Source organism: Streptomyces sp. B5E4, from assembly GCF_039871555.1.
GTDB lineage: Bacteria > Actinomycetota > Actinomycetes > Streptomycetales > Streptomycetaceae > Streptomyces.
Genome location: NZ_JBDPMI010000005.1, coordinates 100,488 through 113,063, shown reverse-complemented (window position 1 = coordinate 113,063; position 12,576 = coordinate 100,488). Strand labels below are relative to the sequence as shown.

Sequence of the window (12,576 nt, the reverse complement as noted above, 5' to 3'; positions counted from 1 at the left end):
GCCGGCGGCGAGGGCACGTACCGCACGCACGCGTGCACCGCCCCGGGGCGGCGCCGCGGACGGCGCACGCCGGGCGGCCGCCGTCAGGCCGCCGCCGGGGCCCCGCCTCCGGCCGGTACCGCGCCCAAGGCGGGTACGCAGCGGCCGTCCACCGTGCGGTACGACCACCGCGCACCGTCGCGCACCAGCGACCCCAGCGCCGCCAGGAAGCGGTCCACGTGCTCGTCCGGCGTCCCCGCCCCGAAGCTCACCCGCACCGCGTTCAGCGGCCGTTCCCCCTCGGACGCGCCGCCCCCGCACTCGGCCGACTCCCCCGCCTCGCCGAGCAGCGCCCGCACCAGCGGGTGCGCGCAGAACAGCCCGTCGCGCACCCCGATCCCGTGCTCCGCCGACAGCGCCGCCGCCAGATGCGAGCTGCTCCAGCCGTCGACCACGAACGAGATCACCCCGACCCGCGCCGCGTCCGCGCCGAACAGCGACAGCACCCGCACCCCCGGCAGCGCCGCAAGCCCCGCGAGGACCCGTGCCACCAGCGCCCGCTCCCGCTCCACCAGCGCGTCGAACCCCGCCTGCGTCAGCGCCTTGCAGGCCGATGCGATCGCGTACGCGCCGATGACGTTCGGCGAGCCCGCCTCGTGCCGCGCCGCCGTCGTCTGCCACTCGACGTCCAGTCCCCCGTCCGCCGCGCGCAGCACCCGCCGGCTGGCGCCGCCGCCCGCGAGATACGGCGGCGCCGCCTGGAGCCAGTCCGCCCGGCCGGCCAGGACGCCGGCGCCGAAGGGTGCGTACAGCTTGTGCCCGGAGAAGGCCACCCAGTCCACGCCCAGGTCCGCCACGTCCACCGGGTGGTGCGGCGCCAGCTGCGCCGCGTCCAGGACCAGCCGCGCCCCGTGCCGGTGCGCCGCCGCGGTCAGCTCCCGTACGGGCCACAGCTCGCCGGTGACGTTCGAAGCGCCGGTGACGCACACCAGCGCAGGACCGTCGCCGACCCGCGCGGCGAGCGCCGAGTCCAGCGCCGCCACCGCCTGCTCGGGGCCGGCGGGCGCGGCGAGCACGGTGACCCGGCCGGCCGCGGACCCGTCGTGCTGCCAGGGCAGCAGGGCGGCGTGGTGCTCGGTCTCGAAGACGTAGACCTCGGTCCCCGGCGGCAGCGCGGTCGCCAGCAGGTTGAGCGAGTCGGTGGTGGAGCGGGTGAAGACGACCTGGTCGTCGGGGCGGCAGCCGAGGAACCCGGCGACCGTCGCACGGCTGGACTCGAAGAGTTCGGTGGACAGTTGCGAGAGGTAGCCGGCGCCGCGGTGCACGCGCCGTAGTACGGCGCGTATGCGGCGACGTCGTCCCAGACGCGCTGCAGCGCCGGGGCGCTGGCGGCGTAGTCCAGGGCGGCGTACTCGGCGTCGCCGCCGGTGACGAGCGGGGCGCGGACGTCCCGGCCGAGGACGGGCAGACAGGCGGGCGTGAGCGTGGACGCGGACATGCGGAACTCCCGTGAGCAGGCGTGGAGATGCGGGGTGACGGGCCCGTACGGCCCGGAAAGGACGCGCGCGGCACCCGGCGGAAAGACGCGCGCAGCGGCGGCGGGGCGGCTGGCCCCTAGCGCATTCGCTTGCTCACGGCGGAACTCCCTCGGCCGACCAGGACCCCTGGATTCGCGAGGGGTCCGCGCTTGCCGCAGACCTCGCTGCCTGCGGCCCGGTCATCACCCGGGGCACCCCGCCACGGACGGAGGGTTGCCGGACAGCGGGCCGGGGCCTTGATCGCTGTCGCTCGTGACCTGGTCAGGAGTATGCGCACCGGAGAGCCGCGGCGCAACCCGGTTGCCCGGACTGTCCGCAACTCTCCGGATATCGGCGGGGAGTGACCCGGAGCAGGAGGTCCCCCCGCGTCCGCCTCAGCCGTTGCTGGCCGCGACCCAGCGCTCCAGCACGCGCAGCGCCGCCCCCGAGTCGATCGACTCCGCGGCCCGTACGATGCCCGTCGCGATCCGGTCCGGCAGCGGGCCGTCCGCGTCGGTGTCCAGGGCCGTGAGCGCCGCCGCCGCGTTCAGCAGCACCGCGTCGCGCACCGGGCCGGTCTCGCCGGCCAGCAGCCGGCGGGCGACGTCGGCGTTGTACGAGGCGTCCGCGCCCCGCAGCGCCTCCACCGGCACCAGCTCGATGCCCACGTCCCGCGGGTCGAAGCGCTCCTGGCGCACCGCGCCGCCGCGCACGGTCCACACCTGGGAGGTGGCCGTCGTCGTCAGCTCGTCCAGCCCGTCGTCGCCGCGGAAGACCAGCGCCGAGGTGCCGCGCTCGGCCAGCACCCCGGCCATGATCGGCGCCATCCGGGCGTCCGCGACGCCGGTGGCCTGCGCCCCGACCCGGGCCGGGTTGGTGAGCGGGCCGAGGAAGTTGAACGGGGTGCTGACGCCCAGCTCCTTGCGGGTCTGGGCGACGTGCCGCATCGCGGGGTGGAACTTCACCGCGAAGCAGAACGTGATGCCCGCCTCCTCCGCGACCTCGGCGACCCGCTCGGGGGCCAGGTCGAGGTTGACCCCCAGCTTCTCCAGCACGTCGGAGGCGCCGGAGGCGGAGGACGCGGCCCGGTTGCCGTGCTTGACGACCTTCGCGCCGGTCCCGGCGACGACGATCGCGGACATGGTGGAGATGTTGACGGTACGGGCCCGGTCGCCGCCGGTGCCCACGACGTCCACGGTCGGGCCGGGGACGGAGATGGTGTTGGCGTGCGCGTACATCGTGCGGACGAGCCCGGAGATCTCCGCGACCGTCTCGCCCTTGGCGCGCAGGGCGACGGCGAATCCGGCGATCTGCGCGTTGCTCGCGGTGCCCGACATGATCTGGTCCATGGCCCAGGCGGTGTCCTCGGCGCCCAGGTCCTGCCCGGCGATCAGCGCGCTGATGACATCCGGCCAGGAACGCGCCGCCGTGCTGTCGCCTCCTGCTGCCGTCTGCACGCTCATGGCACACCGTCCCGGGGGTCGTCTCAGTTGTCGGGCGTCAGCCTATCGACCGCAGAATACGCCGAAGGGCCCCCGTCCAACTGCTGGACGGGGGCCCCGGCGGTGATCGCCCGGCGGCGGACAGGCCCTAGTGGTGCCCGTGGCCGCTGGTGATCTCCTCGTACTCGCGCCGGGTCGGCTTCGGGATCTGGCCGGCCTCGCCGTAGTAGCTCTGCGACAGCCTGGCCCGCAGCTTCTCCACCGGGCCCTGCTTGCGCACCACGCCGTTGTCGTCGACCGTTGGGCCGAGCTCCAGCGGCGCGTGCTGGTCGTGCGCGGTGAGCTTGTGCAGCTCCTCCTGCGACAGCGGCTCGTGCACCTCGATGAACTCGCCGTGCGGCAGCCGCTTGATGATGCCCGTCTCCCGGCCGTGCAGGACCTTCTCACGGTCCCGCCGCTGCAGCCCGAGGCAGATGCGCCGGGTGATCCAGAAGGCCAGCACCGGGGCGACGAAGAAGGCGACCCGCACGAACCAGGTGATCGATTCGATCGAGAGGTGGAAGTGCGTGGCCCACAGGTCGTTGCCGCCGGCCATCAGCAGCACGAAGACCCAGGTCAGCCAGGCCACACCGAAGGCGGTGCGGGTCGGCACGTTGCGCGGGCGGTCCAGGGTGTGGTGCTCGCGGCGGTCACCGGTGACCCAGGCCTCGAAGAACGGGTAGGCGACCAGCGCGACCGGAACGATGCCGACGATGATCAGCGGGATGAACACCCCGAAGTTGATCGTGTATCCGCCCGGGATGACCCATTCCCACCCTGGCATGAACCGGATCAGGCCCTCGGTCCAGCCCATGTACCAGTCCGGTTGGGCTCCGGTGGAGACCAGGTCCGGTCGGTAGGGTCCGAGATCCCAGACCGGGTTGATGGTGAACATCCCCGCGATCACGGTGATGATGCCGAAGATGAGGAAGAAGAACCCGCCCGCCTTCGCCACGTAGACCGGCATGAAGGGCATGCCCACGACGTTGTCGTTGGTCTTGCCGGCACCCGCGTACTGGGTGTGCTTGTGGTAGAAGACCAGGATCAGGTGGACCACGAAGAGTCCCAGCATGATGCCCGGCACCAGGAGCACGTGGATCGAGAAGAATCTCGGAATGATGTCCGTCCCGGGGAACTCACCGCCCCACAGGAAGAACGCCAGGTACGTGCCGACCACCGGGGTGGCGAGCGTCGCGCCCTCCATGAACCGGACGCCGGTGCCGGACAGCAGGTCGTCGGGCAGCGAGTAGCCGGTGAAGCCGGCGATGCAGCCGAGGACCAGCAGAGTGAAGCCGAAGAGCCAGTTGACCTCGCGCGGCTTGCGGAACGCACCGGTGAAGAAGACGCGCATCATGTGCGTCGCCATCGCCGCGATGAAGATCAGCGCGGACCAGTGGTGGATCTGCCGGATGAGCAGCCCGCCGCGGACGTCGAAGCTGATGTCCAGCGTGGAGGCGTACGCCTCGGTCATGTGCACGCCGTTCATCGGCGCGTACGAACCGTGGTACGTGATCTCCGCCATGCTCGGCTTGAAGAAGAGCGTCAGGTACACACCCGTCAGCAACACGATGATGAAGGTGTACATGGCGATCTCCCCGAGCATGAAGGACCAGTGGTCCGGGAAGACCTTGCGGAGGTTCTTACGGCCGGCGGCGTGCAGGCCCAGCCGGGCGTCTGCCCAGTCGGCGACCTTCTCGCCTCTGCTCGGCGGTTTGCGGCGTGTGTCTGTCGTGGTGGTGCTCATCCGCGCTCCCAGAAGCTCGGGCCGACCGGCTCGTCGAAGTCGCCGAGCGCGTACAGGTAGCCCTCGTCATTGACCGTAATCCTCAGCTGCGGCAGGGGGTGGCCTGCCGGGCCGAAGAGCACGCGCGCGCCGTCGGCGAGGTCGAACGTCGACTGGTGGCACGGGCACAGCACGTGGTGCGTCTGCTGCTCGTACAGGCTGACGGGACAGCCGACGTGCGTGCAGATCTTGGAGTAGGCCAGGATGCCCTCGTGTCCCCAGTCCGCCGACCTCGGGTCCTTGATGTCGCCCGGGTGGATCCGGACGAGCATCAGGGCCGCCTTGGCGATTTCCGTGTTGAAGTCGTGGTCGCCTTCCTTCAGCCCTTCGGGCTTGGCGAAGGAGAGGGAACCGACGGTGATGTCCTCGGGGCGCAGCGGCTCGTCGGTGTTCATGTTGATGAGCAGCTTGCCCTTGCCCCACATGGTGTGGCGCAGCTTGGTGCCCGGCAGCGGGCCGAGGTCGCGCAGCAGCACCACGCCGGCGAGCGGCACCAGCGTGAGCGCGCCGAGCATGGTGCGGCGGATGAGCTTGCGGCTGCCGATCGCCGATTCCTCGGTGCCCTGGCGCCACTCGGCCTTGGTGATGGCCTTGGTCTCTTCCGAGGCCTCGATCGGGTGCCGCTCCTGGATCACCTCCACGTCCGACATCAGCGTGCGCGACCAGTGGATCGCGCCGGCGCCGATGCAGAAGAGCGCGAGGCCCAGGGTCACGCCGAGGGCGAAGTTCAGCGCGCTGACGTGGCCGAGCGGGAAGATGTAGACGATCTTGTCGACGTCGATGGCGACGAACGCCGCGATGAAACCGATGGTCGCCAGCATCGACACCGTGAACAGCAGCGCCACGGTGCGCTCGGACCGCTTGGCGGCACGCTCGTCGATGTCCTGCTTGCGCGGCTCGTGCGGCGGCATGCCGGGGTTGGCGAACGGGTCGCGCTCCTCGACCGCGACGCCCCCGCCCTCCTCGCCCTCCCGGACGGTCGGCAGGTGCTCGCCGTTGTTCTCGTTCTCAGAGCCAGCCTGGCTACTCATGACTTCCTGGCCTTTGCAGTCCGGGCGGTGATCCAGATCGTCAGGACGACGAGGGAGCCGAGCCCGAAGACCCAGGCGAACAGACCCTCGCTCACGGGGCCGAGGCCGCCGAGGCTGAAGCCACCGGGCGACTCGGCCTCGTCACCGCCGACCTCGTCGAGGTAGGCGATGATGTCCTGCTTGTCCGTGGTCGTCAGCAGTTTGTCGGGGAAGGACGGCATGTTCTGCGGGCCGGTCTGCATGGCCTCGTACATGTGCTTCGGGTCCACGCCGTCGATGCTCGGCGCGTACTTGCCGTCCGTCAGGGCGCCGCCCTTGCCGGTGAAGTTGTGGCACTGCGCGCAGTTGGTGCGGAACAGGTCACCGCCGCGGGCGACGTCGCCGCCCGCCGGGTCGTACTGGCTCTCCTCGGGGACCGCCGGGCCCGGGCCCAGGGAGGCGACGTACGCGGCGAGCTGGTCGATCTCCTTCTGGGTGTAGATGTTCGGCTTCTTCGGCGCCTGGGCGCCCTGCTGCTGCAGGGGCATCCGGCCCGTGGAGACCTGGAAGTCCACCGCCGCCGCGCCGACGCCCACGAGGCTGGGGCCGTCGCTGGAGCCCTGCCCGCCGGTGCCGTGGCAGCTCGCGCAGCCGACCCGGTAGAGCTTCTGCCCCTCTTCGACGGCGAGGGACTGTGCGCTGGTCTCGTCGGCCTGCGCCTTACCGGTGGGCGCGAATGTGGCGTACAGCCCCCCGGTGGCCGCCAGCGCGATGAGTAGGACGACGAGCGCCGCCAGCGGATGGCGCCGTCGTGCGGAGAGCTTTTTCACGGATTACCCCGGTATCAGGATCTTCAGCGTCGGTGTGCTTCTCGGTGCCGGCTCCCCGGCCGGTTACTTGATCAAGTAGATCGTGGCGAAGAGGCCGATCCAGACCACGTCGACGAAGTGCCAGTAGTAGGACACCACGATCGCGGCGGTCGCCTGCTGGTGCGTGAACCGTCTGGCCGCGTAGGTGCGTCCCAGGACCAGCAGGAAGGCGATCAGGCCGCCCGTCACGTGCAGTCCGTGGAAGCCGGTGGTCAGATAGAACACCGAGCCGTACGGGCCGGAGGAGAGCGTGATGCCCTCGTGCACCAGCTCCACGTACTCGGTGACCTGCCCGGCGATGAAGACGGCACCCATGATGAAGGTCACCGAGAACCACATGCGCAGCTTCTTCACGTCACCGCGCTCGGCGGCGAACACGCCGAGCTGGCAGGTGAGCGAGGAGAGCACCAGGATCGTGGTGTTGCCGAGTGCGAACGGAACGTTGAGGGTGTCGGCCTGTTCCCCCCAGAAGTCCGCTCCCATCACCGAACGCAGGGTGAAGTACATCGCGAAGAGGGCCGCGAAGAACATCAGCTCGGAACTCAGCCAGATGATGGTTCCGACGCTGGTGAGGTTCGGCCGGTTGACCGACGGGTGCGCGTGCCCGGTCTCTACTGCTGCTGTTGCTGTCGCCACGTCCGACATTATGTCGGTCCCTTATCTCCGCCTCACTCCGGGGGGTGCCGTTCGGAGTGTCAAGGCCCTGCGGAGGGGCCCTGGACTGCACCGCCGCATGCCGGGCGGAGTAGCATCCGCGGTGAGAGCGGTGCCCGAGAACCACCGGAGGAACCATGGAGTCGACGGCCGCAGGACCGGTCAACGTACTGGTCTACAGCGACGACGCGAACACGCGCGAGCAGGTCCGGCTCGCCGCCGGCCGCCGGCCCGCGGCGGATCTGCCGCCCGTGGAGTACGTCGAGTGCGCCACGCTCCCCGCGGTGCTGGCGGAGCTGGAGCGGGGCGGCATCGACGCCTGCGTGCTCGACGGCGAGGCGGTGCCGGCCGGCGGCATGGGCGTGTGCCGCCAGATCAAGGACGAGATCTTCCAGTGCCCGCCCGTCCTGCTGCTCATCGGCCGCCCGCAGGACGCCTGGCTGGCGACCTGGAGCCGGGCGGAGGCCACCGTGGCGCACCCGGTCGACCCGGCGGCGCTCGCGGACGGTCTGGCGGGCGTGCTGCGGACGCGGCTGGCCGTCGGCGCCTGAGGGCGGCCGGCGTCTGAGGAGTTCGCGCTTCCCGGCCGGGCCTTCCGGCCGTCGGCCGGGCAGGGCGTCTCAGACCGCGGGCCGCAGCCGGCTCGCGTCGGCCGGGCCGCCGCCGTCGCGTACGCCGGGCGTCAGGGCGCTGCCCTCCTGCCACTTGGTCCAGGAGAGGTTCCAGTCCCCGAAGCCGTTGCCGAACGGGGCCATGTCGTCGCCGAAGCTGTTGACGACCTCCACGATGTCGCCGGGCCGTACGGTCTTGAAGAACCAGGCGGCGTTGTCGGTGCTCATTCCGGTGCAGCCGTGGCTGACGTTGGCGGAGCCCTGCGAGCCCACGGACCAGGGCGCGGCGTGCACGTACTCGCCGCTCCAGGTGACCCGGGTCGCCCAGGACACCTGCAGGTCGTAGTCCTCGCCGGTGCCGCCGACCCCGATGCTGGCACCGGTCATCCGGACGCTCGACTGCTTCTCCAGGACCACCTTCTTGCCGTTGCGGGTCTCGAAGCCCGCCTTGCCGGTGGTCACCGGGATGGTCTTGATCGCCTTGCCGTTGCGGAAGACGGTCATCTCGTGCGTGGCGGCGTCGGTGACCGCCTCGATGCGGTCGCCGATCTTCAGTTCGAGGGGTTTCGTGGCGCTCACGTAGACGCCCTCGCGCACCTTCACGCCCTCCAGCCTGCTCTCCAGCCGGACCCGGGCGCCCGCGGGCCAGTAGTCCTGGGGACGGTAGTGGAGTTCCTTGTTGCCGACCCAGTACCAGGCGCCCGCGACCACGGGAGTCGAGCTGACCTTCAGCCCGCGCTCGACGACGGCCCGTTCCGCCTGGGTCTTCACGGCCCGGTCGAGCTTGACCGTCAGGGGCTGGCCGACGCCGTACGTGCCCTTGTCGGGGCCCAGCTCGACCTTCATCGGCTTCTTGGTCCTGGCCTTCGAGGTGCGGTACGTCAGCCGCTTGCGGCCGGGCGTACCGTCGTCGTTCTCGGTGCTCACCTCGACGCTGTACCGGGACCGGGAGGCCAGCGGCACGGTGCTGCGCCAGGTGTGGCCGTCCTCGGACAGCCGGCCGCGTACGTACCGGCCGCTCTCGTCCACGGCCGTGACGTCGGTGATGCGGGCCTGTCCCTGGGCGGTGACCTCCAGGTCCTCCGAGGGGTCGGCACGATCGCTGTCATCGGCCAGGCCGGCGAGGGTGATCCGGCCGGCGGGCTCTCCCGGCTCGCGGGCCAGCGGATGGCCGCCCGCGCCGCATGCGGCGAGGCCGGGGGCGAGGGCGACCAACAGCAACGAACAACTGACTGCCGTGCGGCGATGGGGCGTTTGGCTCATGATCACACGCTAGGCAGATGCACAACGCGACGCGCGGTGTGTGGGCCATACGAGGGGGCCGCGGCACCCGTTCGGCGTGCCGCGGCCCCTCGGTGGAGCTGTGCTGTCGTGCGTGCTACTGGTTCTGGTCCACCCCGCGGTAGTACTCGAAGACCCAGCCGTAGAGGCCGACCAGGATCACGGGAATGGAGAAGTACAGCAGCCACCAGTTGAGGACGATGCCGAGGAAGGCGAGCGCACCGCCGATCGCCAGCGACAGCGGCTGCCAGCTGTGCGGGCTGAAGAAGCCCAGCTCGCCGGCGTCGTCGGCGACCTCCGCCTCCTTGTTGTCCTGCGCCCCGGTGTCGACCCGGCGGGCCGTGAAGACCAGGTAGTACCCGATCATCGCGGTCAGGCCGAAGGCCAGGAACAGCGCGGTGGTGCCGACCGGCTCCTTCGACCAGTAGCCGTAGACGATCGCCGCGACCAGGACGAAGGCGGCGAGCCAGCCGAACATGTGGCCCTGGATCTTCACTTCGCTTCCCCTTCGCTGCCGCCGCCGACGAGCGTCTTGGCACCGGCGCCGTGACCGTGGCCGACCTGGGCCGCCGCGATCTCGGGATGGTGCAGGTCGAAGGCCGGCGATTCGGACCGGATGCGCGGCAGCGACGTGAAGTTGTGCCGCGGCGGCGGGCAGGACGTGGCCCACTCCAGCGAGCGGCCGTAGCCCCACGGGTCGTCGACCTCGATCTTCTTGCCGTACTTCGCCGTCTTCCACACGTTGTAGAAGAACGGCAGCATCGACATGCCGAGCAGGAACGAGCTGATCGTCGAGAAGGTGTTCAGGGCGGTGAAGCCGTCGGCCGCGAGGTAGTCCGCGTACCGCCGGGGCATGCCCTCGGCGCCCAGCCAGTGCTGCACCAGGAACGTGCCGTGGAAGCCGATGAACAGCGTCCAGAAGGTGATCTTTCCGAGCGTCTCGTCGAGCATCTTGCCGGTGAACTTGGGCCACCAGAAGTGGAAGCCCGCGAACATCGCGAAGACGACGGTGCCGAAGACCACGTAGTGGAAGTGGGCCACCACGAAGTACGAGTCGGAGACGTGGAAGTCCAGCGGCGGCGAGGCCAGGATGACACCGGTCAGACCGCCGAAGGCGAACGTCACCAGGAAGCCGATGGACCAGAGCATCGGTGTCTCGAAACTCAGTGATCCCTTCCACATCGTGCCGATCCAGTTGAAGAACTTCACTCCTGTCGGCACCGCGATCAGCATCGTCATGAACGCGAAGAACGGTAGGAGTACGCCACCTGTCACGTACATGTGGTGCGCCCACACGGTCACGGACAGGCCGGCGATGGAGATCGTGGCGGCCACCAGGCCGATGTAGCCGAACATCGGCTTGCGGCTGAAGACCGGGATGATCTCGGAGATGATGCCGAAGAACGGCAGCGCGATGATGTACACCTCTGGATGCCCGAAGAACCAGAAGAGGTGCTGCCAGAGCAGCGCACCGCCGTTGGCCGGATCGAAGATGTGCGCCCCGAACTTGCGGTCCGCCTCCAGCGCGAGCAGCGCGGCGGCCAGCACCGGGAAGGCGAGCAGCACCAGCACACCGGTGAGAAGCACGTTCCAGGTGAAGATCGGCATGCGGAACATCGTCAGACCGGGCGCCCGCATGCAGATGATGGTGGTGATGAAGTTGACCGAGCCGAGGATGGTGCCGAAGCCGGAGAGCGCCAGACCCATGATCCACATGTCGGCGCCGACGCCCGGCGAGCGCACCGCGTCGGAGAGCGGCGTGTACGCGAACCAGCCGAAGTCGGCCGCGCCCTGCGGGGTGATGAAGCCGGCGACGGCGATCAGCGACCCGAAGAGGTACAGCCAGTACGCGAACATGTTCAGCCGCGGGAACGCCACGTCCGGCGCGCCGATCTGCAGCGGCATGATCCAGTTCGCGAAGCCCGCGAAGAGCGGCGTCGCGAACATCAGCAGCATGATCGTGCCGTGCATCGTGAACGCCTGGTTGAACTGCTCGTTGCTCATCACCTGCGTGCCCGGCCGGGCCAGCTCGGCGCGCATGAACAGCGCCAGCACACCGCCGACGATGAAGAAGAAGAACGACGTCGCCAGGTACAGCGTGCCGATCGTCTTGTGGTCGGTGGTCGTCAGCCACTTGACCACGACGTTGCCGGGCTCGCGGCGGCGCGCGGGCACCTCGTCCTCGTATGCGTCTTCGTCCGCGCCCGCGGCCGCCGCACCCTGGGGTTCGTTGAGGATGCTCATTGTTGGTTGGTCTCCGCATTCCTAGCGGCGTCGGTCTGGGGGATGCCCGCCGGGATGTACCCGGTCTGGCCCTTGTCGGCCAGCTTCTGCAGGTGCTCCTGGTACTTCTCCGGGGAGACCACCTTCACGTTGAAGAGCATCCGGGAGTGGTCCGTGCCGCACAGCTCGGCGCACTTGCCCAGGAAGGTGCCCTCCTTGTTGGGGGTCACCTCGAAGACGTTGGTGTGGCCGGGGATGACGTCCTGCTTCATCAGGAACGGCACCACCCAGAAGGAGTGGATGACGTCCCGGGAGGTCAGCACGAACTGGACCGTCTCACCCTTGGGGAGGACCAGCGTGGGACCCGGGTTGCCGGTCTGCTCGTTCTCGCTGGCGGGCACGCCGTAGTCGTAGACGCCCTCGGCGCCCTTCGGCACGGCCTCGAAGTCCCGGTCGGGGATGGCGTCGAGCTCCTTGGGCCGCTTCGCCGGCGTGGCGGCGTCGCCGTCCAGGTTCTCCAGGTAGTTGAAGCCCCAGCTCCACTGGTAGCCCACCACGTTGATCACGTGGTCCGGCTTCTCCGACGTCTCCAGCAGCTTGCTCTCGTCGCGCGCGGTGAAGTAGAAGAACACCGCCACGACGATCAGCGGGACGACCGTGTACAGCGCCTCGATGGGCAGGTTGTACCGGACCTGGGCCGGGACCTCGATCTTGGTCCTGGAGCGGCGGTGGAAGATGACGCTCCACAGGATCAGGCCCCAGACGAGCACCCCGACGGCCAGTGCGGCCGCCCAGGAACCCTGCCACAGGGAGAGGATCCGCGGCGCCTCCTCGGTGGCCGGCGTGGGCATGCCCAGGCGGGGGAAGTCCTTGTAGGTACAACCGGAGAGGGTGACCAGGACCAGGCCCGCGGCCAGCGCCTGCGGCAGCCTTCGCCGCATCGTGCGCCGCGGCGAGCGGGTACCTCCCGCGGCCGCCTTGTGGCCGCGGGGGAGGTCGGAGCCGTTGTGACTCACGTAGCGCCTTCCCGAGAGTCTCGCCCACGGTCCCTTCGGGCGCGCGGGCAGCAGGTTTGGATGTTTACGCGGACCAAACCCTACTGGACGCCATTTGGGGTCGCTCGGGGAGGGTGCCCTGGCGCGCCGGGGGCACTCCGATGGCGTGGCGG

General features: G+C 70.0%; 10 protein-coding genes, 1 pseudogene and 1 riboswitch. Of the genes and pseudogenes, 1 reads left to right on the top strand and 10 read right to left on the bottom strand.

Going from position 1 to position 12,576, the window contains the following annotated elements:
- Positions 1 to 83: 83 nt before the first annotated feature.
- From ABGA99_RS09265 to ABGA99_RS09240, 6 genes and pseudogenes are all read right to left on the bottom strand, one after another.
- Positions 84 to 1,477: pseudogene (locus tag ABGA99_RS09265) on the bottom strand (aminotransferase class V-fold PLP-dependent enzyme).
- A gap of 180 nt (positions 1,478 to 1,657) precedes the next feature.
- Positions 1,658 to 1,775, bottom strand: a riboswitch (SAM riboswitch).
- A gap of 116 nt (positions 1,776 to 1,891) precedes the next feature.
- Positions 1,892 to 2,959: an anthranilate phosphoribosyltransferase gene (trpD, locus tag ABGA99_RS09260; protein ID WP_347575412.1), complete on the bottom strand. Its 1,068-nt coding sequence runs from the start codon at positions 2,957 to 2,959 to the stop codon at positions 1,892 to 1,894.
- A 127-nt stretch (positions 2,960 to 3,086) separates the two neighbouring features.
- Complete coding sequence (locus ABGA99_RS09255) at positions 3,087 to 4,721, bottom strand: ubiquinol-cytochrome c reductase cytochrome b subunit (RefSeq protein WP_347575411.1); 1,635 nt, start codon at positions 4,719 to 4,721, stop codon at positions 3,087 to 3,089.
- Positions 4,718 to 5,791, bottom strand: coding sequence for a Rieske 2Fe-2S domain-containing protein (locus ABGA99_RS09250; protein ID WP_347575410.1), 1,074 nt, complete (start codon positions 5,789 to 5,791; stop codon positions 4,718 to 4,720). The genes ABGA99_RS09255 and ABGA99_RS09250 overlap by 4 nt, the downstream gene beginning before the upstream one ends.
- Entirely contained in the window at positions 5,788 to 6,600 is an 813-nt protein-coding gene (locus tag ABGA99_RS09245) for a c-type cytochrome (RefSeq protein WP_347575409.1), read from the bottom strand. The genes ABGA99_RS09250 and ABGA99_RS09245 overlap by 4 nt, the downstream gene beginning before the upstream one ends.
- A gap of 63 nt (positions 6,601 to 6,663) precedes the next feature.
- Complete coding sequence (locus ABGA99_RS09240) at positions 6,664 to 7,284, bottom strand: heme-copper oxidase subunit III (protein WP_347575408.1); 621 nt, start codon at positions 7,282 to 7,284, stop codon at positions 6,664 to 6,666.
- Positions 7,285 to 7,430: 146 nt separating this feature from the next.
- Between ABGA99_RS09240 and ABGA99_RS09235 the strand changes: the two genes are divergently transcribed.
- Complete coding sequence (locus ABGA99_RS09235; protein ID WP_347575407.1) at positions 7,431 to 7,844, top strand: hypothetical protein; 414 nt, start codon at positions 7,431 to 7,433, stop codon at positions 7,842 to 7,844.
- 69 nt (positions 7,845 to 7,913) lie between these two features.
- Here the strand turns inward: ABGA99_RS09235 and ABGA99_RS09230 are convergent, their stop codons facing one another.
- The 4 genes from ABGA99_RS09230 to coxB all read right to left on the bottom strand — a co-directional run bounded on the left by ABGA99_RS09230 (position 7,914) and on the right by coxB (position 12,424).
- The gene (locus ABGA99_RS09230; protein WP_347575406.1) at positions 7,914 to 9,167 is read right to left on the bottom strand and encodes an Ig-like domain-containing protein; all 1,254 of its coding nucleotides are present in this window, start codon (positions 9,165 to 9,167) and stop codon (positions 7,914 to 7,916) included.
- 115 nt (positions 9,168 to 9,282) lie between these two features.
- Entirely contained in the window at positions 9,283 to 9,681 is a 399-nt protein-coding gene (locus ABGA99_RS09225) for a cytochrome c oxidase subunit 4 (protein ID WP_347575405.1), read from the bottom strand.
- On the bottom strand, positions 9,678 to 11,429 hold the full coding sequence (gene ctaD / locus ABGA99_RS09220; protein ID WP_347582461.1) for a cytochrome c oxidase subunit I: 1,752 nt from the start codon (positions 11,427 to 11,429) through the stop codon (positions 9,678 to 9,680). Before ctaD ends, ABGA99_RS09225 begins: the two co-directional genes overlap by 4 nt.
- On the bottom strand, positions 11,426 to 12,424 hold the full coding sequence (gene coxB / locus ABGA99_RS09215; protein WP_347575403.1) for a cytochrome c oxidase subunit II: 999 nt from the start codon (positions 12,422 to 12,424) through the stop codon (positions 11,426 to 11,428). The genes ctaD and coxB overlap by 4 nt, the downstream gene beginning before the upstream one ends.
- Positions 12,425 to 12,576 lie beyond the last annotated feature (152 nt).

Coding starts and splice junctions, on each gene's coding strand:
- ABGA99_RS09230 (WP_347575406.1), bottom strand. CDS start 9,167: ATGAGCCAAACGCCCCATCGCCGCACGGCAGTCAGTTGTTCGTTGCTG.
- ABGA99_RS09255 (WP_347575411.1), bottom strand. CDS start 4,721: ATGAGCACCACCACGACAGACACACGCCGCAAACCGCCGAGCAGAGGC.
- ABGA99_RS09240 (WP_347575408.1), bottom strand. CDS start 7,284: ATGTCGGACGTGGCGACAGCAACAGCAGCAGTAGAGACCGGGCACGCG.
- ABGA99_RS09235 (WP_347575407.1), top strand. CDS start 7,431: ATGGAGTCGACGGCCGCAGGACCGGTCAACGTACTGGTCTACAGCGAC.
- ctaD (WP_347582461.1), bottom strand. CDS start 11,429: ATGAGCATCCTCAACGAACCCCAGGGTGCGGCGGCCGCGGGCGCGGAC.
- ABGA99_RS09250 (WP_347575410.1), bottom strand. CDS start 5,791: ATGAGTAGCCAGGCTGGCTCTGAGAACGAGAACAACGGCGAGCACCTG.
- trpD (WP_347575412.1), bottom strand. CDS start 2,959: ATGAGCGTGCAGACGGCAGCAGGAGGCGACAGCACGGCGGCGCGTTCC.